The following is a 23221-nucleotide window of genomic DNA, read 5'->3' as shown; positions in this document are numbered from 1 at the left end:
ACTGTCTAGCGCGTGGCACCAATAAAACAACATCTACTTTCACTTTCAACCCGGCCTGAACTTGAAAACACTTGCTCAAGGTCGGCATTGTACGGGTTTGTACGCTTGATGCCACGCTCGTCTGGCTTCGGTGTAGCATATATTCAAGGGTCCGGCGAGTTGTTCAATTTGAGCATGCATTGTCTTGCGTGACAAAGGCTTATGGGGTGTTTTTTATGAGTAACATCAGTCGTCACAGCAATGCGAAATCAGTGTGCCAGCATTTCATACATCTTATGTCCGCTTCATGTTTCATCCAGACGGTCATCTACGACCACATGAACAACGTGGAGTTGCAAACGCCGACTGTTGCCCTCTCCCCTCTCGTTAAGTGCTGATGCCATGCTGACCTGGCTGCAGCGTAACAACCTGAACTTCCCGCCCCTGGAGAAAGCCCTGCGTGACCCCGACGGGTTGCTGGCCGCCGGGGGTGATCTGTCGGCCGATCGGCTGATTGCCGCTTATCGCCACGGCTGCTTCCCGTGGTTCTCCGAAGGGCAGCCGATTCTCTGGTGGTCGCCCGACCCGCGTACGGTGTTGATCCCGGAGCAAATCCATATATCCCGCAGCCTGGCGAAGGTCATGCGCCAGCAGCGCTATCAGGTGACCTTCGACCAGGACTTCGCCGCCGTGATCGAAGCCTGCGCCGCACCCCGCGATTACGCCGACGGCACCTGGATTACTGGAGCGATGCAATCGGCCTACATCGAATTGCATCGACGCGGCCATGCCCACAGCGTCGAAGTCTGGGACGACGGGGTATTGGTCGGCGGACTTTACGGCCTGGCCATTGGTCAGTTGTTCTTCGGCGAATCGATGTTCAGCCGCGCGGACAACGCATCGAAGGTCGGTTTTGCGACGCTGGTGGAACGCCTGGTCGCCTGGGGTTTCGTGCTGATCGACTGCCAGGTGCACACGCAATACCTGCACAGCTTTGGCGCCACAGCAATGGCGCGCTCAACCTTCGCCCACTACCTTCAGAAGCATCTGGACCAACCCAATATCGCCGACTGGTTGCCTAGGCGAGTTTCATAGCGTGACATACACTCTTACTAAAGCTTTCACTTCCGAGGGTTGATCATGACCGAGCTGGCGCGGCTTAAGTTTTATGCCACTCAACCCCATTCCTGCAGCTATTTGCCTGAGGAACAGGCCACGACGCTATTTCTGGACCCTAGCCAGCCGATGGATGTTCAGGTGTACGCCGATCTTTCCGACATGGGCTTTCGTCGCAGCGGGGATCACCTCTATCGGCCGCATTGCCAGAATTGCAGCGCGTGCGTGCCTGCGCGCATTCCGGTCGGCCTGTTCGAGCCTGACCGCCAGCAGAAACGTATTTTCAAACGCAATGCCGACTTACAGGTCACGGCCACCAAACCGCGCTTTACCGAAGAATATTTCGACCTGTACCAACGCTACATAGAACAACGGCACGCCGATGGCGACATGTACCCACCCAGCCGCGACCAGTTCTCCACCTTCCTGGTGCGCGACCTGCCCTTCTCGACGTTTTATGAATTTCGTCTGGACGACCGGCTGTTGGCCGTGGCCGTTACCGACCTTCTGCCGAACGGTCTTTCAGCGGTCTATACCTTCTACGAACCGAACGAAGACCGCCGCAGCCTGGGGCGTTTCGCCATTCTCTGGCAGATCGCAGAGGCAGCCCGGCTGCAGCTTCACGCGGTCTATCTGGGGTACTGGATCAAGAACTGCAAGAAGATGAATTACAAAACTCAATACCGTCCCATCGAGCTGCTGACCAACCAACGGTGGGTCACTCTGTATTGAGGCCTTGGCTTACTCCCTACTTTTCGGGCACAATGCACGCCGCTTTTGCCTGGCGCAGTTGCACCGGGCCATTCATTGGATACCGAGGGCTTTAACTGCATGTCGAAAGAAGACAGCTTGGAAATGGAAGGTACTGTCGTCGACACCCTGCCCAACACCATGTTCCGTGTGGAGTTGGAAAATGGGCACATCGTCACCGCGCATATTTCCGGCAAAATGCGCAAGAACTACATCCGTATTCTTACCGGTGATAAGGTGCGCGTCGAAATGACGCCCTACGACTTGAGTAAAGGCCGCATTACTTACCGCGCCCGCTAACAGGTCTTAACAAAAACGCCCGGCATATGCCGGGCGTTTTTGTGTGTCTGCGATTTGATGCTGCCCCTGTAGGAGCAGGCTTGCCTGCGATCGGCTTAACGCGGTGCGTATGGCACACCTTGATCGCGGGCAAGCCCGCTCCTACACAGGAGCAGGCAGCATTTACCGTTACGCCATCTCTGCCGTGGTTTCAAAGTCGAAGGTCATTTCCCCGTCTTTGATGTCGATGTGAACCACACCGCCATGTTCGGCCAGCTCACCGAAGAGAATCTCTTCAGCCAGCGGACGCTTGATCTTGTCCTGGATCAAGCGCGCCATTGGTCGGGCACCCATCTGCGCATCGTAACCGCCTTCCGCCAGCCAGCTTCTGGCTGCATCGGTAACTTCAAGCAGCACACGCTTGTCTTCCAGCTGCGCCTGCAGTTCGGTAAGGAACTTGTCCACCACGCTTTTGATGACCTCATGGCTGAGGCGACCAAACTGAATAATGGTGTCCAGACGGTTGCGGAATTCCGGCGTGAAGCTCTTCTTGATCACTTCCATGGCATCGGAAGAGTGATCCTGATGCGTAAAGCCGATCGACGCACGCGCAGCAGTTTCCGCGCCGGCGTTGGTGGTCATGATCACGATCACGTTGCGGAAGTCCGCCTTGCGCCCGTTGTTATCGGTCAGCGTACCGTGGTCCATGACCTGCAGCAGCAGGTTGAAGACTTCCGGGTGCGCCTTCTCGATTTCATCGAGGAGCAATACGCAATGCGGCTGGCGGGTGATCGCTTCGGTCAACAGACCGCCCTGGTCGAAACCGACGTAACCCGGCGGCGCACCAATCAAGCGCGAAACGGTATGCCGCTCCATGTACTCGGACATGTCGAAGCGCACCAGCTCGATACCCAACGCCTTGGCCAACTGACGAGCGGCTTCGGTCTTGCCGACACCGGTAGGACCGGCGAACAGGAACGAACCGACCGGTTTGTCCGGCGACTTCAGGCCTGCACGCGACAGCTTGATCGCGGTCGCCAACGAATCGATGGCGGCATCCTGACCAAATACAGTCAGCTTCAGGTCGCGCTCAAGGTTACGCAGCAGTTCCTTATCGGAGCTGTTGACGTGTTTAGGCGGAATACGGGCGATTTTCGCCACGATGTCTTCAACCTGCTGCACTTCGATGCGCTTGACGCGTTTTTCCACCGGTTGCAGACGCTGATAGGCGCCCGCCTCGTCAATCACATCAATGGCTTTGTCCGGCATGTGCCGATCATTGATGTAACGCGATGCAAGCTCGGCAGCGGCACGCAACGACTCATCGCTGTACTCGATGCTGTGATGCTGCTCGAAACGCCCCTTGAGGCCTCTCAGGATGCCAATGGTGTCTTCTACCGAAGGCTCGGACACATCGACTTTCTGGAAGCGTCGCGCCAGCGCACGGTCTTTTTCGAAAATCCCGCGGAATTCCTGGAAGGTGGTCGAACCGATGCAACGGATGTCGCCCGAAGACAACAACGGCTTGAGCAGGTTAGACGCGTCCATCACGCCACCGGAAGCAGCACCGGCACCGATGATGGTATGGATTTCGTCGATGAACAGGATCGCCTGCGGACGCTTTTTCAGTTCGCCGAGCAGCGCCTTGAAGCGCTTCTCGAAGTCGCCACGGTATTTGGTACCGGCGAGCAAGGCGCCCAGGTCGAGGGAGTAGACCACGCTGTTGGCCAGCAGGTCCGGGACCTGGCTGTCAACGATACGCTTGGCCAGACCTTCGGCGATGGCGGTCTTGCCGACACCGGCCTCACCGACCAGCAATGGGTTGTTTTTACGACGACGCGCCAGAATCTGCGCGACGCGTTCGACTTCCATTTCTCGTCCGACCAAAGGATCGATTCGACCCTGACGAGCCAATTCGTTCAAGTTGCTGGCATAGGCATCCAGAGGATTGCCTGAGGAAGAAGACTCACCGCCCTCGTCGTCCTGCATATCTTGCTCACCTTCAGAGTGATCGCCATGCCCAGGCACTTTCGAGATGCCATGAGCGATGTAATTCACAACATCGATCCGTGCAACACTCTGCTGTTTGAGCAGAAATACTGCCTGGCTTTCTTGCTCGCTGAAAATCGCGACCAGCACGTTGGCGCCGGTGACTTCACGCTTGCCCGAACTTTGCACATGGAAGACAGCACGTTGCAGGACCCGCTGAAAGCCCAGGGTTGGCTGGGTTTCGCGATCTTCGTCATGGACGGGGATCAACGGTGTCGTGGAGTCAATGAACTCCTGCAGGTCATGCTTGAGCTTGTCGAGGTTGGCGCCGCACGCACGCAGTACGGTGGCGGCGGCCTCATTATCCAAAAGAGCCAGCAGGAGATGCTCAACCGTCATGAATTCATGACGTTTGGAGCGGGCCTCCTTGAAGGCCAGATTGAGAGTGACTTCGAGCTCACGGTTTAACATAGCTTCACCTCATACCCAAGTGGTCGGCGTTAACCGTCCTTCTCGATCTCACAGAGTAGCGGATGCTGGCTTTCCCTGGCGTATTGGTTGACCTGCATTGCCTTGGTCTCGGCGATGTCGCGGGTAAACAATCCACATACTGCCCGTCCCTCTGTATGGACGGCCAGCATCACCTTGGTCGCCAGCTCTCGATTCAGGTTGAAAAACACCTCGAGCACTTCAACGACGAAATCCATCGGTGTGTAATCATCATTAAACAACACCACCTTGTACATCGGTGGCGCCTGCAGCTCAGGCTTGGCTTCTTTCAACGCCACCCCAGCAGCATCGTCGTCTTGCGGCTCCGCTGGATGATCCTGATTGAATGTTAGTCGAATCTGGCTGATTGCATGCATGGAAAGAAAGGTTCGTAGGTGGGCGGATACAGTAATTTTAGTCCAGCAGCGAGCGGTTTTTACGCGGTCCGCCGCGTGACCTTGACTATCGGCTAATCGGTGATACAAACAATAGAACCCACATTGGGTAAAAAGGGTCCGTGCAGTCAACCAAATTCTTTTTCGGTCCGGCGGATGAGGTGGATCATACTCCAGACGGAGTCCTTTGCAGAAGGATGTGAGCATGGCAAATAGTAGTAGTACCCCCATGAAACAGGGCAAGGTCAAATGGTTCAACAACGCCAAAGGCTACGGCTTTGTCGTTGAGGACGGCAAACCCGATGAGGACCTTTTCGCCCACTACTCGGCAATCAAAATGGACGGTTACAAGACCCTGAAAGCCGGTCAGCCTGTCCAGTTCGATATCATCCAGGGACCTAAAGGATTGCACGCCGTCGAGATCCAGGCGGTCACCGAAGGTCAGAAACCCCGCCCTGTCGATGCTCCGAGTATGACCCACAGCCAGCAGAATATGACCGTTTGAGCTACCCCGCCCTCAAACAGCCATACCCCCACAAGCCTCAAACAAAACGGCCCGTTCACTCAACATGAACGGGCCGCTTTAGTTTTGACGCCCGCCCGTTTACATGTGCTTGATCATGGCATCGCCGAACGCCGAAGAAGACAGCAAGGTGGCTCCCTCCATCAGACGTTCGAAGTCATAGGTCACGGTCTTGGCCGAAATCGCACCATTGGTACCTTTGATGATCAGGTCGGCCGCTTCGACCCAGCCCATGTGCCGTAGCATCATTTCTGCGGACAGGATCAGCGAGCCTGGGTTGACCTGGTCCTTGCCGGCGTATTTCGGCGCCGTACCGTGGGTGGCTTCGAACATCGCCACGGTGTCCGACAGGTTGGCGCCCGGTGCGATACCAATACCGCCCACTTCAGCCGCCAGGGCGTCGGACAGGTAGTCACCGTTCAGGTTGAGCGTGGCGATCACGTCATATTCGGCCGGACGCAACAGAATCTGCTGCAACATGGCGTCAGCAATGGCGTCCTTGACGATTACATTCTTGCCGGTCTTCGGGTTTTTGAACTGCATCCAAGGACCGCCGTCGAGCAAGGTGGCGCCGAACTCTTCGCCCGCCACTTCGTAGGCCCATTCTTTGAAGGCACCTTCGGTGAACTTCATGATGTTGCCTTTGTGCACGATGGTCAGCGAGTCGCGGTCGTTGTCCACTACATATTGCAGGGCTTTACGAGCCAGACGCTTGGTACCTTCCAGGGAGACCGGCTTGACGCCGATGCCGCAGTTCTGGTCGAAACGGATCTTGGTGACACCCATTTCCTCTTTGAGGAACTTGATCACCTTGATGGCTTCTGGAGAGCCGGCTTTCCACTCGATGCCGGCGTAAATGTCTTCGGAGTTCTCACGGAAGATCGTCATGTCGACGTCGCCGGGCTTTTTCACCGGGCTGGGCACGCCTTCGAACCAGCGCACCGGGCGCAGGCAGACATAAAGGTCGAGCTGTTGACGCAAGGCCACGTTCAGCGAACGGATACCGCCACCCACCGGCGTGGTCAGCGGGCCTTTGATCGAAACAACGTATTCTTTGACCGCGTCCAGGGTTTCCTGGGGCAGCCAGGTGTCCTGATCGTAAACTTGAGTGGCTTTCTCGCCAGCATAAACCTCCATCCAGGAGATTTTGCGCTCGCCGCCGTAGGCTTTCTGCACGGCTGCGTCGACGACTTTGATCATGACGGGGCTGATGTCGACACCGATGCCATCACCTTCAATAAAAGGGATGATCGGATTGTTCGGCACATTAAGAGAATGGTCTGCATTGACGGTGATTTTGTCGCCGACGGCTGGAACCTGAATCTTCTTGTATCCCATGCTGGACTCCACTTTTTTGTGATTGAACATCCTGGTTGCGCCTGAGCGTAACCCAGTTGAATCCGGACTGGAACCATAGGATCCACACGTCGAAACATACCTCATGAGCCACGTCACAGCCCAATACCGCCGTATTAATGCGCAAAACCAATGGTATACTCCGCCGGTGACCACTGGGTCATAGGGGGCCCGGCGTCTGGATCAAGATTTCCAGCCCTCGAAAAGGCCGGTCTGCTACCGCAGCCCGACCGCTTGACGCTCTACTGATGCACCCAACATCACCGCGACGAATCCTCGACTTTCGCCTCATTGATGACTTTGGACGAAAGCGCCTACCCTGCGCATATCGAGATTTTGTGCACGCTCAGCAAAGAAGAGAGTTTTCCGAATATGTCCAACCGTTCGAAGATCATCTACACCTTCACCGACGAAGCTCCGGCACTCGCCACCTACTCGCTGCTGCCTATCGTCGAAGCCTTCACCGCCTCCGCTGATATCGCCGTCGAAACCCGCGATATCTCTCTTGCTGGTCGTATTCTTTCGAGCTTCCCCGAGCACCTGAGCGCCGAACAGCGCATTGGTGATCACCTTGCCGAGCTTGGCGCCCTGGCCAACACGCCAGAAGCCAACATCATCAAGCTGCCGAACATCAGCGCCTCGATCCCGCAATTGAAAGCCGCGATCAAGGAACTGCAGGACGCCGGCTACAAGGTTCCGGACTACCCGGAAGTGCCGGTGACAGACGCCGACAAAGAAGCCAAGTCGCGCTATGACAAGATCAAGGGCAGCGCCGTGAACCCGGTTCTGCGCGAAGGTAACTCCGACCGCCGCGCTCCGCTGTCGGTGAAGAACTACGCACGCAAGCACCCGCACAAGATGGGCGCCTGGAAAGCCGACTCGAAATCGCACATTGCTCACATGAACAGCGGCGACTTCTACGGCAGCGAAAAATCGGCCCTGATCGATGCCGCAGGCTCGGTCAAAATCGAACTGATCGCTCAAGACGGCACCACCACCGTCCTGAAACAAAAGACTTCCGTGAAAGCCGGTGAGATCATCGATTGCTCGACCATGAGCAAGAAGGCCCTGAGCGCCTTCATCGCCGCTGAAATCGAAGACGCGAAACAGCAAGGCGTACTGCTGTCGGTACACTTGAAAGCCACCATGATGAAAGTCTCCGACCCAATCATGTTCGGCATCATCGTTGCCGAGTACTACAAAGACGCGCTGACCAAGCACGCCGCCGTACTGAAAGACATCGGCTTCAACCTGAACAACGGCATCGGCGACCTGTACTCGCGCATCAAAGCGCTGCCGGCCGCTCAACAGGCCGAGATCGAAGCTGATCTTCAGGCGGTCTACGCGACTCGCCCTGCCCTGGCGATGGTTAATTCCGACAAAGGCATCACCAACCTGCATGTACCGAGCGACGTCATCGTTGACGCCTCGATGCCGGCGATGATTCGTGACTCCGGTAAAATGTGGAACACCGTCGGTGAACTGCAAGACACCAAGGCCGTGATCCCGGACCGTTGCTACGCGACCATCTACCAGGCCACCCTGGAAGATTGCAAAAAGAACGGCGCCTTCGATCCGACCACCATGGGCAGCGTGCCAAACGTTGGCCTGATGGCGCAGAAAGCCGAAGAGTACGGTTCCCACGACAAAACCTTCGAAATCAACACCGCCGGCGTTGTCCGCGTGACTGATGAGCAGGGTCGTGTATTGCTGCAACATAACGTCGAGCCAGGCGATATCTGGCGCATGTGCCAGGCCAAAGACGCGCCAATCCAGGATTGGGTGAAGCTGGCCGTCAACCGTGCTCGCGCCAGCAACACCCCGGCCGTGTTCTGGCTGGACCCGGCTCGCGCCCACGACGCCTTGATGATCGAGAAAGTCCAGACCTACCTGAAAGACCACGATACTTCGGGTCTGGACATCCGCATCATGTCGCCGGTTGAAGCCATGGTGTTCACCCTGGCACGCACCCGTGCCGGCCAGGACACCATCTCGGTGACCGGTAACGTACTGCGCGACTACCTGACTGACCTGTTCCCGATCATGGAACTGGGCACCAGCGCCAAGATGCTGTCGATCGTGCCACTGATGAACGGTGGCGGCCTGTTCGAAACCGGCGCGGGTGGTTCGGCGCCGAAACACGTTCAGCAACTGGTCGAAGAAAACTTCCTGCGCTGGGATTCGCTGGGTGAATTCCTGGCTCTGGCTGCCTCTCTTGAGCACCTGGGCGTCACCTACAACAACCCGAAAGCCAAGGTATTGGCCAGTACGCTTGACCAGGCAACCGGTCAGTTCCTGGACAACAACAAGTCGCCATCGCGCAAAGTCGGCAACATCGACAACCGCGGCAGCCACTTCTACCTGGCGCTGTACTGGGCTCAGGCCTTGGCCGCCCAGACCGAAGACAAAGCGCTGCAAGCGCAGTTCAGCACCCTGGCAAAAACCCTGGCCGACAATGAAGCAACCATCGTTGCCGAATTGAACGCCGTGCAGGGCAAACCAGTGGACATCGGTGGTTACTACTACCCGAACCCTGAGCTGACCAGCAAAGCCATGCGCCCAAGCGCAACCTTGAACGCTGCGATTTCCGCACTGGTTTAAGGCGGCACCGGCTAGATGGCTCAAGCTCGCAAAGCCTGAGCCATCCGACCTTCAGAAGCCCCGGCCCAGCGCCGGGGTTTCTGCCTCTGGGCTTTTACTTTCTACAGGGCACTCTCTCTATGGAATGGCAACCCCACATCACCGTCGCGACCATTGTCGAAGACCAAGGCCGGTTTTTGCTGGTCGAGGAACTCAAGGGCGGCAAGTTGGTACTCAACCAACCGGCCGGCCATTTGGACCCTGATGAGACCTTGCGTGACGCCGCGATGCGCGAAACCCTTGAAGAAACCGGCTGGGACGTCGAACTGACCGGCGTGGTCGGCATTTACCTGTACACCGCCCCCAGCAACGGCGTGACCTACCAGCGCGTCTGCTTCAGCGCCAAACCGGTGCGCCACGACCCGCAACGCACCCTGGACACCGGGATTGTCGGCGCCCCGTGGTTCAGTCGCGCAGAACTGGCCGCCCAACCCGAGCGCTGGCGCAGCGAACTGGTGTTGCGCTGCATCGACGACTACCTCGCCGGGCCCGTCCACTCACTGGACGTGATCCGTGATTGAATTCCGTTTTAGCCTTGACGCCGACAGCCTGTTAGAATCGCGTCCTTTTTACAGACACACATCGAATCCCTATGCGTGATCAAGCCCCCCACGATCCAGCAAAGACGCGCGTTATCGTCGGCATGTCCGGCGGCGTCGACTCTTCCGTATCTGCCGTTCTGCTGATTGAGCAGGGGTATCAGGTGGAAGGCCTGTTCATGAAGAACTGGGAAGAAGACGATGGAACCGACTACTGCACCGCCCGCGAAGACCTGGCCGATGCCCAGGCCGTGTGCGACAAAATCGGCATAAAGCTGCACACCGCCAACTTTGCCGCCGAATACTGGGACAACGTGTTCGAGCATTTTCTGGCCGAATACAAGGCCGGACGCACACCGAACCCGGACATCCTGTGCAACCGCGAAATCAAGTTCAAGGCGTTCCTCGACTACGCACTGATCCTCGGCGCCGACCTGATTGCCACCGGCCACTACGTGCGTCGCCGCGACATCGACGGCCGCACCGAACTGCTCAAGGGCCTGGACCCGAACAAGGACCAGAGCTACTTTCTGCACGCCGTAGGCGGCGAACAGATCGCCAAGACCCTGTTCCCGGTCGGCGAGCTGGAAAAACCTGCCGTTCGCGCCATCGCGGAAAAACACGGCCTGGCCACGGCCAAGAAAAAGGACTCCACCGGCATCTGCTTCATCGGTGAACGTCGCTTCAGTGACTTCCTCAAGCAATACCTGCCGGCACAACCCGGCGAGATCAAGAACACCGAAGGCGAAGTCATCGGCCGTCACCACGGCCTGATGTACCACACCATCGGCCAGCGTCAGGGCCTGGGCATCGGTGGTTTGAAAGATGCCAGCGATGATCCGTGGTACGTACTGGTCAAAGACCTGGAAAACAACGAACTGGTCGTCGGCCAGGGCAATGACCACCCGTGGCTGTTTTCTCAAGCACTGATTGCTTCGGAGATTTACTGGGTCAACCCGGTGGACCTGAGCAGCCCGCGCCGCCTGACCGCCAAAGTGCGCTATCGCCAAGGCGACCAGCAGTGCACGCTGGAACAGACCGCCGGTGGCTACCGCGCGATCTTTGACGAACCACAGCGCGCCGTAACCCCTGGCCAGTCCGTCGTGTTCTATGACGGCGAAATCTGCCTCGGTGGCGGCGTCATCGAAATTGCCGAACCCTGGCACAGCAAGGACAAGCGTTGATGACCCCAACGCAAGAACAACTGATCGCCCTCGGCGGCGTATTCCAGGCCGCGGTGCTGGTCGACAAGATCGCCAAAACCGGCCAGGCCAGCGAAGCCGCCCTCACCTGCATGCTCGGCAGTCTGCTGGTCATGGACCCCAAGGACACCCTCGAGGTCTACGGCGGCGACGACCTGAACCTGCGCGAAGGCTATCGTTCGTTGCTCAGCGCGCTGGAGCGCGATCCTGCGGCCCTGCAACGCGAGCCGCTGCGTTATGCCCTGTCGATGCTCGGTCTGGAGCGCAAGCTGGCCAAGCGCGACGACATGCTGGAAATCATTGGCAAGCGCCTGCCGCAGATCAAGTCCCAGGTCGAACACTTCGGCCCGGTGCATGAGAACGTCATCGCGGCCAGTGGTGCGCTGTATCAGGACACCCTGAGCACCCTGCGCCAACGGATTCAGGTGCATGGCGACATGCGCAACCTGCAACAACCGAACAACGCGTCGAAAATTCGCGCCCTGCTGCTGGCGGGCATTCGTTCGGCGCGGCTGTGGCGACAGCTGGGCGGCCACCGCTGGCAATTGGTGATCAGCCGCCGCAAGCTGCTCAAAGAGCTTTATCCGATGTTGCGCGGCTGACTCACCGCGCCGTTTCACCGACACCGTTAATCATCGCGCGCACTACGCTGGTCAGTCTGGATAAGCCTGGCTGAAATTTCATGTATGATACGCGCCCCATTTCGTTGCCCGACTGTCCGAGAACACCCCATGCAGCTTTCTTCGCTCACTGCGGTTTCCCCTGTTGACGGCCGCTACGCCGGCAAAACCCAGGCCCTGCGCCCGATTTTCAGTGAATTCGGTCTGATCCGTTTTCGTGTCATGGTTGAAGTTCGCTGGCTCCAGCGCCTGGCTGCTCATCCGCAAATCACTGAAGTTCCGGCCTTTTCTGCCGACGCCAATGCCATCCTCAATACGCTGGCTGAAGACTTTTCCCCAGCCCACGCCGAGCGTGTGAAAGAGATCGAGCGCACCACCAACCACGACGTAAAAGCCATTGAATACTTGCTCAAGGAACAGGCCGCGAACCTGCCTGAGTTGGCCAATGTCAGCGAATTCATTCACTTTGCCTGCACCAGCGAGGACATCAACAACCTGTCCCACGCCCTGATGCTGCGCGAAGGCCGCGACACCGTCCTGCTGCCGCTGATGCGTCAGATCGCCGAGTCCATTCGTGAACTGGCCATCCGCTTCGCTGCCGTACCGATGCTGTCGCGCACCCACGGCCAGCCAGCCTCCCCGACCACTCTGGGTAAAGAGCTGGCCAACGTGGTGTACCGACTGGAGCGCCAGATCGCTCAGGTCGCTGCAGTCCCGTTGCTGGGCAAAATCAACGGCGCCGTCGGCAACTACAACGCCCACATCTCCGCCTACCCGGACATCGACTGGGAAGCAAACGCTCGCGCCTTCATCGAAGACGAGCTGGGCCTGGGCTTTAATCCGTACACCACGCAGATCGAACCGCACGACTACATCGCCGAGCTGTTCGACGCCATTGCGCGCTACAACACCATCCTGATCGACTTCGACCGCGACATCTGGGGCTACATCTCCCTGGGTTACTTCAAACAGCGCACCATCGCGGGCGAAATCGGTTCGTCGACCATGCCGCACAAGGTCAACCCGATCGACTTCGAAAACTCCGAAGGCAACCTGGGTATCGCCAACGCCCTGTTCCAGCACCTGGCCAGCAAGTTGCCGATCTCCCGCTGGCAGCGCGACCTGACCGACTCCACCGTCCTGCGTAACCTGGGCGTTGGTTTTGCTCACAGCATCATCGCTTACGAAGCCAGCCTCAAAGGCATCAGCAAGCTGGAACTCAACGAGCAGAAAATCGCCGCTGACCTCGACGCTTGCTGGGAAGTCCTTGCCGAGCCGATCCAGACGGTCATGCGTCGCTACAACATCGAGAACCCGTACGAAAAACTGAAGGAATTGACGCGCGGCAAGGGTATCAGCCCTGAAGCACTGCAAACCTTCATCGACGGTCTCGACATGCCCGCAGAAGCCAAGGCTGAACTGAAAAAGCTCACCCCGGCGAACTACATCGGCAATGCCGTAGAGCAAGCCAAGCGCATCTGACTCGCGGTAAATTTTGCACACGCCCGGCTGTGCCGGGCGTTTTCATTTCAAGGGCTTACAAATGAATCCTGATATTCCTCTTCAACTTCTGGGCGGCATCAGCGCACGTGAATTCCTGCGCGACTACTGGCAGAAAAAGCCCCTGCTGATCCGTCAGGCCATCCCGGATTTCCAAAGCCCGATCGATCCGGACGAACTGGCCGGCCTCGCCCTGGAAGAGGAAGTCGAATCACGTCTGATCATCGAGAACGGCGAACGCCCATGGGAAATGCGCCGCGGCCCGTTTGCCGAAGACGCGTTCAGCAACCTGCCGGAACGCGACTGGACGCTGCTGGTACAAGCCGTCGACCAGTTCGTGCCGGAAGTCGCCGAATTGCTGGAAAACTTCCGCTTCCTGCCAAGCTGGCGCATCGATGACGTGATGATCAGCTTTGCCGCACCAGGTGGCAGCGTCGGTCCGCACTTCGACAACTACGACGTATTCCTGCTGCAAGGCCATGGCCAGCGCAACTGGAAGATCGGCCAGATGTGCGACTCCGAAAGCGCGCTGCTGGAACACGCCGACCTGCGCATTCTCAAGGACTTCCAGGCCACTGAAGAGTGGGTTTTGGAACCGGGCGACATGCTTTACCTGCCACCGCGCCTGGCTCACTGCGGCGTGGCCGTGGATGACTGTCTGACCTACTCGGTGGGCTTCCGCGCACCGAGCGCCGCTGAAGTGCTGACTCACTTCACCGACTTCCTCAGCCAGTTCCTGCCGGACGAAGAGCGCTACACCGACGCCGACGCCCAGCCCGTCAGCGATCCGCACCAGATCCAGCACGACGCCCTCGACCGCCTCAAAAGCCTGCTGGCCGAGCACATGAGCGACGAACGCCTGCTGCTGACCTGGTTCGGCCAGTTCATGACCGAGCCGCGCTACCCGGAACTGGTGGTCGGCCCGGAACTGGACGAAGGCGACCTGCTGGGCAGCCTGGAGCAAGGTGCCGTGCTGATCCGCAACCCGAGCGCGCGCCTGGCCTGGTCGGAAGTCGATGACGACCTGCTGTTGTTCGCCAGCGGCCAGAGCCGCCTGCTGCCAGGCTCGATGCGCGACCTGCTGAAGCTGATCTGCGCCGCCGATGCTCTGCACACGGACAACCTCGGCCCATGGCTGAAGGATGAAGACACCCGAGGCTTGCTGTGCGAGCTGGTCAAACAAGGAAGCCTGGGGTTTGCCGATGAATAAAATCCACGTACGGGTCGCTGACTGGCAGAAGGACAACGCTGACATCCGGCGTATCCGTGAAGCCGTGTTCATCGTCGAACAATGCGTGCCGCCTGAACTGGAGTGGGACGCAGAAGACCCGAGCGCCATGCACTTTCTGGCGTTCGAAGGCGACTTCCCGATCGGCACCGCGCGGCTGCTGCCCCACGGCGAGATCGGTCGCCTGTCGGTGCTCAAGGACTGGCGCGGGCTGAAAGTCGGTGACGCCCTGATGGATGCAATCATCACCCAGGCCGAAGCCAAAGGCCTGAAGCAGCAGCGACTCAGCGCACAAGTCCAGGCGACCCGCTTTTACGAGCGCCTGGGCTTCACCATTGTCAGCGGTGAATTTCTCGAAGCCGGGATTCCTCACGTTGACATGGTGCGCGGCGCTTAAACGGCCGACACCACCCCCTATAGGAGCTGCCGAAGGCTGCGACAAGGTCGGCACGACCTTCGAGGCTGCTGGCCAATCGCAGCCTTCGGCAACTCCTACAGGAAGGCATTCGATCTAGGATCACAACGCCCCGCCCTCCCCACCTCAGGCTGTCTATGCTGAAGTGCAGAGGGCGGGGCGTTTTGCTGTCGGCGATTCAATTTGATCCATTGCAGGCCGACAAACTGTCAAACTCAAGCGCTTAACTATGCCCCTCGATTGCGGAGATAACGGACATGTCCCTACGCCCCTTGCTGACTTCATTGCTGCTGGCCCTCAGTTTCAACGCGGTGGCCGCCACTGAAGTCGTGCCCCTGAACTATCGCACCAGCGATGAAATGTTACCGGTGGCCAAGTCTTTTCTGGGCAAGGAAGGCACCGTCAGCGCCTACAACAATCAACTCATCGTCAACGCCGATCCCGCCAAGATCGACGAACTTCGCAACCTTCTGGCGCAACTGGACAAAGCCGCCAAACGCCTGTTGATCAGCGTCGACACCAGCCAGGACAACACTCAGGACAGTCAGGGCAGTAGTCAGAATCGCATTATCAATCGCAGCACCGACAGCCGTGATGGCGGCGTGCAGCAAGTGCAGACCAGCGAAGGCACGCCGGCGCTGATCCAGGTCGGACAGGCCGTGCCGCTGACCAGCACCCGCACAGACGCCTACGGCTACGCCCAAAGCGACACCCAATACCGTAACGTGACCCAGGGTTTTTACGTCACCGCGAGCCTCACCGGCGACATCGTGCACCTGAGTATCAGCACCAATCGCGATCGTATGAGCCAGGAACATCCGGATGTAGTGAACATTCAAAGTACCGACACAACCCTCACCGGACACTTGGGCGAGTGGATCACCTTGGCCGGCTCCAGCGAGCAATCACTGGCCAACCAACAGGGTCAGGCACGCCGCTACAGCACGCAGGGCCGCAATGACATGGTCTTGCGGGTGAAAGTCGACGCCCTGGACTGAACCCAGCACCCGACCACCAAAAACTGACCGACAAGTCGCAAAAGCCCAAATATGTAGTGCCAGAAAAAAAGCACTACAAAATGTTTGACGCGCCAAAATCCCCAAGGCATGATTGCCTCGCTCCCGCTAATCAGAGGCTCTGCAACGAGCCTTCGGATCGACGCTCTAACCTACCCACCTGAGCCGATTCGTGTCTGTACCGCCCACAAGGCAGTTTGACGAGGTTGTGACTGAGAACGAAGTTGTCCCGAGGGACGGAAGCGTAATACGGTAGATCGGCCATACCTCAATGTGACCGCAGCACGGCATCCACGAGCCAACCTGCGAGCACCGAGTGCGCCCTCCGCCCAAACCTTTCCCCCTCTCGATCCTTCGTTCACTCGTCACCTCCCCGCCAAATCCAGGCTCGATCACCTAAGCTTCTGAATAGCGAGTAGCCACCGACGTGCCTCATGGAAATCAGGGCGTTTTGGCGGAGCAGGACATTCCACCCAAGACCTATGCGACGAGGTTTATCTCCATGGCACTGACACGCGAACAGCAAATTGCAGCCCTTGAAAAAGACTGGGCTGAAAACCCACGCTGGAAAAACGTGACCCGCAATTACTCTGCTGCTGACGTCGTCCGCCTGCGTGGTTCTGTACAACCCGAACACACTTTCGCCAAACTCGGCGCCGACAAGCTGTGGAACCTGGTCACCCAGGGCGCCAAGCCTTCGTTCCGTCCGGAAAAAGATTTCGTCAACTGCATGGGCGCCCTCACTGGTGGCCAGGCCGTGCAACAGGTCAAGGCTGGCATTCAGGCAATCTATCTGTCTGGCTGGCAAGTGGCGGCGGACAACAACTCTGCCGAGTCCATGTACCCTGACCAATCGCTGTACCCGGTGGATTCGGTTCCAACCGTGGTCAAGCGCATCAACAACTCGTTTCGTCGCGCAGACCAGATCCAGTGGAAAGCCGGCAAGAACCCGGGCGATGAAGGCTACATCGACTACTTCGCACCGATCGTGGCAGACGCTGAAGCCGGTTTCGGCGGCGTACTGAACGCTTACGAACTGATGAAAAGCATGATCGAAGCCGGCGCGGCTGGCGTGCACTTCGAAGACCAACTGGCTTCCGTGAAGAAATGCGGCCACATGGGCGGCAAGGTACTGGTTCCTACACAGGAAGCCGTACAGAAGCTGACCGCTGCCCGTCTGGCAGCCGACGTTGCTGGCGTACCGACCATCATCCTGGCCCGTACCGACGCTAACGCTGCTGACCTGCTGACCTCCGATTGCGACCCTTACGATCTGCCGTTCGTCACTGGTCAGCGCACTCAGGAAGGTTTCTACAAGGTTCGCGCCGGTCTCGACCAAGCCATCGCTCGCGGCCTGGCTTACGCGCCGTACGCCGATCTGATCTGGTGCGAAACCGCCAAGCCGGATCTGGACGAAGCCCGTCGCTTTGCCGAAGCGATCAAAAAGGAATACCCGGACCAACTGCTGTCGTACAACTGCTCGCCTTCCTTCAACTGGAAGAAAAACCTGGACGACGCGACCATCGCCAAGTTCCAGCGCGAACTGTCAGCCATGGGTTACAAGCACCAGTTCATCACCCTGGCGGGCATCCACAACATGTGGCACAGCATGTTCAACCTGGCGCACGACTACGCCCGCAACGACATGACTGCCTACGTCAAACTGCAAGAGCAAGAGTTCGCTGACGCCGCCAAGGGTTACACCTTCGTGGCTCACCAGCAGGAAGTGGGCACTGGCTACTTCGACGACATGACCACCGTGATCCAGGGCGGCTCGTCCTCGGTGACCGCGCTGACCGGTTCGACTGAAGAAGAACAGTTCCACTAAGTTCCAGACGTCGTTCGCAACACTGAAAAAGCCGCCCCACCGGGCGGCTTTTTCGTTTTCGCACCTTGTCGACAAAAAGAGCTTATGCAGAACAGAAACAATGCCGATATAGAGGTGCAGGCATTCGCCCTGCAAAACAGCACTTACAATTATTCAAACCTCGTTAAAGCAACGTCTTCGCTGATTAGCATCAATAAACTTCGGAAACACTCTTTAAATGATATTAATTATCATTTACAAGGAGCAATGTTCGTTACCGCGTGAAAGAAACATTATTGGCAAAAAGCCATGAAATGCCCGAAAAACAAGGGCTGTGGCGATTTTTAAGCTATATACACAGACCATGGTCGCAATAAGAAAATTTTACTTGCCACCTGTTTACCCATAAAATCACTCAGATTCATTGCGCTGCGACATATCGTCACTGCATTGTTTCTTTTTTCAAGCTCAGAGACCCTTGCTCTCTGTTAAGGACTTACCAGCATGCCCGAATCGACAGGTCTGATCGCCCACAACTGGGGTTTCGCCATTTTCCTTTTGGGTGTTGTCGGCCTTTGTGCCTTCATGCTCGGTGTGTCCAGCCTCCTCGGCAGCAAAGCCTGGGGCCGCAGCAAAAACGAACCGTTTGAATCCGGCATGCTGCCCACTGGCGGCGCCCGTTTGCGGCTTTCGGCAAAATTCTATCTGGTCGCGATGCTCTTCGTGATCTTCGACATTGAAGCCCTCTTTCTCTTTGCCTGGTCTGTGTCTGTTCGCGAAAGCGGCTGGACCGGATTCGTCGAAGCTCTCGTTTTCATAGCAATTCTGTTGGCAGGTCTTGTCTACCTATGGCGTGTAGGAGCGCTCGATTGGGCTCCTGAAGGTCGTCGGATTCGGCAGGCGAAGCTAAAACAATGAGGCTTTGGCAATGCAATACAATCTCACCAGGATCGACCCGGATGCTCCAAACGAGGAGTATCCAATCGGTAAACGGGAAACCGTTTCCGACCCGCTAGAAGATCAAGTCCACAAAAACATCTACATGGGCAAGCTGGAAGACGTGCTGAATGGTGCGGTCAACTGGGGGCGCAAAAACTCCCTGTGGCCGTATAACTTCGGCTTGTCGTGCTGCTATGTGGAAATGACCACCGCCTTCACGGCGCCCCACGACATCGCGCGCTTCGGCGCCGAAGTGATCCGGGCATCGCCGCGTCAGGCGGATTTCATGGTTATTGCCGGGACCTGTTTCATCAAGATGGCGCCGATCATCCAGCGTCTCTATGAGCAAATGCTCGAGCCCAAGTGGGTCATCTCCATGGGTTCGTGTGCCAACTCCGGTGGCATGTACGACATCTATTCTGTAGTCCAGGGGGTGGACAAGTTCCTGCCCGTGGATGTCTACGTGCCTGGCTGCCCGCCCCGTCCAGAGGCGTTCTTGCAAGGTTTGATGCTGTTGCAGGAATCCATTGGCCAGGAGCGTCGCCCGCTTTCCTGGGTCGTCGGTGATCAAGGCGTTTATCGCGCCGAGATGCCGTCGCAAAAGGAACAGCGCCGCGAACAGCGAATTCAGGTCACAAACCTGCGCAGCCCCGACGAAGTCTGATCCAGCTCTCTCTTTTTACAAAAAAGACAAGAAACCGGGTTCATTCTGTACGTTGACCGATAGCGATCGAGACCTATGACTGCAGACACCGCTCTGTACATCCCGCCTTACAAGGCTGACGACCAAGACGTCGTCGTTGAATTGAACAACCGTTTCGGCCCGGAGGCGTTCACCGCCCAGCCTACTCGCACCGGCATGCCGGTGCTTTGGGTTACCCGCGCGAAACTGGTTGAAGTGCTGACTTTCCTGCGCCAGCTGCCGAAACCGTACGTCATGCTCTATGACTTGCACGGTGTCGACGAGCGCCTGCGCACGCATCGCCGCGGCTTGCCGGGGGCTGACTTCAGTGTGTTCTACCACCTGATGTCGATCGAGCGTAATAGTGACGTGATGATCAAGGTCGCCTTGTCCGAGAGCGACCTCAGCGTGCCGACCGTCACCGGGATCTGGCCCAACGCCAACTGGTACGAGCGTGAAGTCTGGGACATGTTCGGGATCGACTTCCCGGGCCACCCGCACCTGACCCGGATCATGATGCCGCCGACCTGGGAAGGTCACCCGCTGCGCAAGGACTTCCCGGCGCGCGCCACCGAATTCGATCCGTTCAGCCTGACCCTGGCCAAACAGCAGCTCGAAGAGGAAGCCGCGCGTTTCCGCCCCGAAGACTGGGGCATGAAGCGCTCGGGCACGAACGAGGACTACATGTTCCTCAACCTCGGCCCGAACCACCCTTCTGCTCACGGTGCGTTCCGCATCATTCTGCAGCTGGACGGTGAAGAAATCGTCGACTGCGTGCCGGACGTTGGCTACCACCACCGTGGTGCCGAGAAAATGGCCGAGCGTCAGTCCTGGCACAGCTTCATCCCGTACACCGACCGTATCGATTACCTCGGCGGCGTGATGAACAACCTGCCGTACGTGCTCTCGGTCGAGAAGCTGGCCGGGATCAAGGTTCCGGAAAAAGTCGACACCATCCGCATCATGATGGCCGAGTTCTTCCGCATCACCAGCCACCTGCTGTTCCTGGGTACCTACATCCAGGACGTGGGCGCAATGACCCCGGTGTTCTTCACCTTCACCGACCGTCAGCGCGCGTACACCGTGATCGAAGCCATCACCGGTTTCCGTCTGCACCCGGCCTGGTACCGCATCGGTGGTGTCGCCCACGACCTGCCTCGCGGCTGGGAAAAGCTGGTCAAGGATTTCGTCGAGTGGATGCCCAAGCGTCTGGACGAATACCAAAAGGCAGCGTTGGACAACAGCATCCTGCGTGGCCGGACCATCGGCGTCGCGGCGTACAACACCAAGGAAGCGCTGGAGTGGGGCGTCACCGGCGCCGGCCTGCGTTCCACCGGCCTGGACTTCGACCTGCGCAAGGCGCGTCCATACTCGGGCTACGAGAACTTCGAATTCGAAGTGCCGCTGGCCGCCAATGGCGATGCCTATGACCGTTGCATCGTGCGCGTTGAAGAAATGCGCCAGAGCCTGCGGATCATCGACCAGTGCATGCGCAACATGCCGGAAGGCCCGTACAAGGCGGATCACCCGCTGACCACGCCGCCGCCGAAAGAGCGCACCTTGCAGCACATCGAAACCTTGATCACGCACTTCCTGCAAGTTTCGTGGGGTCCGGTCATGCCGGCCAACGAATCCTTCCAGATGATTGAAGCGACCAAGGGCATTAACAGTTATTACCTGACGAGCGACGGCGGCACCATGAGCTACCGTACCCGGATTCGCACTCCTAGCTTCCCGCATCTGCAACAGATCCCTTCGGTGATCAAAGGCAGCATGGTCGCGGACATGATTGCGTACCTGGGTAGTATCGACTTCGTTATGGCCGACGTGGACCGCTAAGCATGAATAGCACGCTTATCCAGACAGACCGTTTCGTATTAAGCGAAACCGAGCGCTCGGCCATCGAGCATGAGATGCATCACTACGAAGACCCGCGCGCGGCGTCGATCGAAGCCTTGAAGATCGTTCAGGGCGAACGTGGCTGGGTGCCGGATGGCGCCATCTATGCCATCGGCGAAGTACTCGGCATCCCTGCCAGCGACGTTGAAGGCGTGGCGACGTTCTACAGCCAGATCTTCCGTCAGCCGGTCGGCCGTCACATCATTCGCGTTTGCAACAGCATGGTCTGCTTCATTGGCGGCCATGAGTCGGTGGTCAGCGAAATCCAGAGCTCGCTCGGCATCGGCCTGGGTCAAACCACGCCGGACAATCGCTTCACCTTGCTGCCAGTCTGCTGCCTCGGTAACTGCGACAAGGCCCCGGCCGTGATGGTCGATGACGATACCTTTGGCGACGTACAGCCTGCTGGCGTGGCCAAAATGCTCGAGGGTTACCTATGACCATCACTTCCTTCGGCCCGGCCAACACCATTGCCCGCGCGCCGGAAACCCACCCGTTGACCTGGCGTCTGCGCGATGACGGCGAGCCAATCTGGTTCGACGAATACCAGCGCAAGGACGGCTACGCGGCGGCCCGCAAGGCCTTCGCCGAGTTCTCTGCTGACGAGATCGTGCAAGCGGTCAAAGACTCCGGCCTCAAGGGCCGTGGTGGTGCTGGCTTCCCGACAGGCGTCAAATGGGGCCTGATGCCCAAAGACGAATCCATGAACATCCGCTACCTGCTGTGCAACGCGGATGAAATGGAGCCCAACACCTGGAAAGACCGCATGCTGATGGAGCAACAGCCCCATCTGCTGATCGAAGGCATGCTGATCAGCGCCCGTGCGCTGAAAGCCTACCGCGGTTACATCTTCCTGCGTGGCGAATACACCACCGCCGCGAAGAACCTGCGTCGTGCGGTGAAAGAAGCCGAAGCGGCGGGTCTGCTGGGCAAGAACATTCTGGGCAGCGGCTTCGATTTCGAACTGATCGTGCACACCGGCGCCGGGCGTTACATCTGCGGTGAAGAAACCGCACTGATCAACTCCCTGGAAGGCCGTCGCGCCAACCCGCGCTCCAAGCCGCCCTTCCCTGCCTCCGTGGGCGTGTGGGGCAAGCCGACGTGCGTGAACAACGTTGAAACCCTGTGCAACGTGCCCGCCATCGTCGCCAACGGCAACGACTGGTTCAAATCCCTGGCTCGCCCAGGCAGCGAAGACATGGGCACCAAGCTCATGGGCTTCTCCGGCAAAGTGAAGAACCCAGGCCTGTGGGAGCTGCCGTTCGGCCTGCCTGCACGCGAGCTGTTCGAAGACTACGCCGGCGGCATGCGCGACGGTTACAAGCTCAAGTGCTGGCAGCCAGGCGGCGCCGGTACTGGCTTCCTGCTCCCTGAGCACCTGGATTGCCTGTTCTATGCCGGCGGCGTGGCCAAAGTCGGCACGCGGATGGGTACCGGTCTGGCCATGGCGGTGGATGACAGCGTCAACATGGTTTCGCTGCTGCGCAACATGGAAGAGTTCTTCTCTCAGGAGTCTTGCGGCTTCTGCACCCCATGCCGCGACGGTTTGCCTTGGAGCGTGAAGATCCTGCGCGCCATCGAAAACGGTGAAGGTCAACCGGGCGACATCGAAACCCTGGAAGGCCTCGTCGGTTTCCTCGGCCCTGGTAAAACCTTCTGCGCCCACGCACCGGGCGCCGTGGAACCTCTGGGCGCCGCGATCAAATACTTCCGGCCGGAATTCGAAGCAGGCATCGCACCAAAACGCGATCCTCTGACGAGCCTGGCTCAGCGTCCGATTGTGGTTGGCGCATAACAAGACTGAAGAGTCGGCGGCCCACAAGGCTGCCGGTTTTATATCCGATGACGCCCTCAGCGG

21 protein-coding genes are annotated in these 23221 nt (G+C 58.3%); 18 read left to right on the top strand and 3 right to left on the bottom strand.

The genetic code is table 11. From position 1 onward, the window contains the following. Positions 1–381 precede the first annotated feature (381 nt). From aat to infA, 3 genes are all read left to right on the top strand, one after another. Positions 382–1074, top strand: coding sequence for a leucyl/phenylalanyl-tRNA--protein transferase (gene aat, locus ACF0H7_RS09385; protein ID WP_397452483.1), 693 nt, complete (start codon positions 382–384; stop codon positions 1072–1074). Between the two features lie 45 nt (positions 1075–1119). Next, positions 1120–1827, top strand: a complete 708-nt coding sequence (locus ACF0H7_RS09380) for an arginyltransferase (RefSeq protein WP_397452482.1) — start codon at positions 1120–1122, stop codon at positions 1825–1827. Positions 1828–1926: 99 nt separating this feature from the next. Next, positions 1927–2145, top strand: a complete 219-nt coding sequence (gene infA / locus ACF0H7_RS09375; protein ID WP_219064427.1) for a translation initiation factor IF-1 — start codon at positions 1927–1929, stop codon at positions 2143–2145. A gap of 168 nt (positions 2146–2313) precedes the next feature. Here the strand turns inward: infA and clpA are convergent, their stop codons facing one another. Further along, positions 2314–4584: an ATP-dependent Clp protease ATP-binding subunit ClpA gene (gene clpA / locus ACF0H7_RS09370; RefSeq protein ID WP_397452481.1), complete on the bottom strand. Its 2271-nt coding sequence runs from the start codon at positions 4582–4584 to the stop codon at positions 2314–2316. 29 nt (positions 4585–4613) lie between these two features. Continuing rightward, positions 4614–4979 carry an ATP-dependent Clp protease adapter ClpS gene (gene clpS, locus ACF0H7_RS09365; protein ID WP_397452480.1) on the bottom strand — a complete coding sequence of 122 codons (366 nt, stop codon included), beginning with the start codon at positions 4977–4979 and terminating at the stop codon, positions 4614–4616. Between the two features lie 247 nt (positions 4980–5226). Between clpS and cspD the strand changes: the two genes are divergently transcribed. Beyond that, on the top strand, positions 5227–5502 hold the full coding sequence (gene cspD, locus ACF0H7_RS09360) for a cold shock domain-containing protein CspD (protein WP_397453865.1): 276 nt from the start codon (positions 5227–5229) through the stop codon (positions 5500–5502). A 99-nt stretch (positions 5503–5601) separates the two neighbouring features. Here the strand turns inward: cspD and icd are convergent, their stop codons facing one another. Further along, positions 5602–6858, bottom strand: coding sequence for an NADP-dependent isocitrate dehydrogenase (icd, locus tag ACF0H7_RS09355; protein ID WP_397452479.1), 1257 nt, complete (start codon positions 6856–6858; stop codon positions 5602–5604). A 390-nt stretch (positions 6859–7248) separates the two neighbouring features. On the opposite strand from icd, the gene ACF0H7_RS09350 reads away from it, so the two are divergent. From ACF0H7_RS09350 to nuoF, 14 genes are all read left to right on the top strand, one after another. Continuing rightward, the gene (locus ACF0H7_RS09350; RefSeq protein ID WP_397453864.1) at positions 7249–9477 is read left to right on the top strand and encodes an NADP-dependent isocitrate dehydrogenase; all 2229 of its coding nucleotides are present in this window, start codon (positions 7249–7251) and stop codon (positions 9475–9477) included. A 119-nt stretch (positions 9478–9596) separates the two neighbouring features. Then, the gene (locus ACF0H7_RS09345; protein ID WP_397452478.1) at positions 9597–10037 is read left to right on the top strand and encodes an NUDIX hydrolase; all 441 of its coding nucleotides are present in this window, start codon (positions 9597–9599) and stop codon (positions 10035–10037) included. Positions 10038–10108: 71 nt separating this feature from the next. Continuing rightward, on the top strand, positions 10109–11239 hold the full coding sequence (gene mnmA / locus ACF0H7_RS09340) for a tRNA 2-thiouridine(34) synthase MnmA (RefSeq protein ID WP_397452477.1): 1131 nt from the start codon (positions 10109–10111) through the stop codon (positions 11237–11239). Then, on the top strand, positions 11239–11859 hold the full coding sequence (hflD, locus tag ACF0H7_RS09335) for a high frequency lysogenization protein HflD (protein ID WP_397452476.1): 621 nt from the start codon (positions 11239–11241) through the stop codon (positions 11857–11859). The genes mnmA and hflD overlap by 1 nt, the downstream gene beginning before the upstream one ends. A 129-nt stretch (positions 11860–11988) precedes the next feature. After that, positions 11989–13359, top strand: coding sequence for an adenylosuccinate lyase (gene purB / locus ACF0H7_RS09330; protein ID WP_397452475.1), 1371 nt, complete (start codon positions 11989–11991; stop codon positions 13357–13359). A 61-nt stretch (positions 13360–13420) separates the two neighbouring features. Then, on the top strand, positions 13421–14587 hold the full coding sequence (locus ACF0H7_RS09325; protein WP_397452474.1) for a JmjC domain-containing protein: 1167 nt from the start codon (positions 13421–13423) through the stop codon (positions 14585–14587). Next, positions 14580–15002, top strand: coding sequence for a GNAT family N-acetyltransferase (locus ACF0H7_RS09320; protein ID WP_397452473.1), 423 nt, complete (start codon positions 14580–14582; stop codon positions 15000–15002). The genes ACF0H7_RS09325 and ACF0H7_RS09320 overlap by 8 nt, the downstream gene beginning before the upstream one ends. Positions 15003–15277: 275 nt before the next feature. Continuing rightward, positions 15278–16018: a secretin N-terminal domain-containing protein gene (locus ACF0H7_RS09315; protein ID WP_397452472.1), complete on the top strand. Its 741-nt coding sequence runs from the start codon at positions 15278–15280 to the stop codon at positions 16016–16018. A gap of 520 nt (positions 16019–16538) precedes the next feature. After that, complete coding sequence (gene aceA, locus ACF0H7_RS09310; protein WP_397452471.1) at positions 16539–17864, top strand: isocitrate lyase; 1326 nt, start codon at positions 16539–16541, stop codon at positions 17862–17864. Between the two features lie 483 nt (positions 17865–18347). Next, positions 18348–18761, top strand: a complete 414-nt coding sequence (locus tag ACF0H7_RS09305) for an NADH-quinone oxidoreductase subunit A (RefSeq protein WP_322165208.1) — start codon at positions 18348–18350, stop codon at positions 18759–18761. Positions 18762–18771: 10 nt separating this feature from the next. Beyond that, positions 18772–19446, top strand: a complete 675-nt coding sequence (locus ACF0H7_RS09300; RefSeq protein ID WP_397452470.1) for a NuoB/complex I 20 kDa subunit family protein — start codon at positions 18772–18774, stop codon at positions 19444–19446. 75 nt (positions 19447–19521) lie between these two features. Next, positions 19522–21303, top strand: a complete 1782-nt coding sequence (nuoC, locus tag ACF0H7_RS09295; RefSeq protein WP_397452469.1) for an NADH-quinone oxidoreductase subunit C/D — start codon at positions 19522–19524, stop codon at positions 21301–21303. A gap of 2 nt (positions 21304–21305) precedes the next feature. Continuing rightward, a complete protein-coding gene (nuoE, locus tag ACF0H7_RS09290) occupies positions 21306–21803 on the top strand; it encodes an NADH-quinone oxidoreductase subunit NuoE (RefSeq protein ID WP_397452468.1) in 498 nt (165 codons plus the stop codon). Further along, on the top strand, positions 21800–23158 hold the full coding sequence (gene nuoF, locus ACF0H7_RS09285; RefSeq protein ID WP_397452467.1) for an NADH-quinone oxidoreductase subunit NuoF: 1359 nt from the start codon (positions 21800–21802) through the stop codon (positions 23156–23158). Before nuoE ends, nuoF begins: the two co-directional genes overlap by 4 nt. The last annotated feature ends 63 nt before the right edge of the window (positions 23159–23221 follow it).

The organism is Pseudomonas sp. NA-150 (assembly GCF_044336365.1).
Lineage (GTDB): Bacteria > Pseudomonadota > Gammaproteobacteria > Pseudomonadales > Pseudomonadaceae > Aquipseudomonas.
This window is presented reverse-complemented; position numbering and strand designations above follow the sequence as displayed.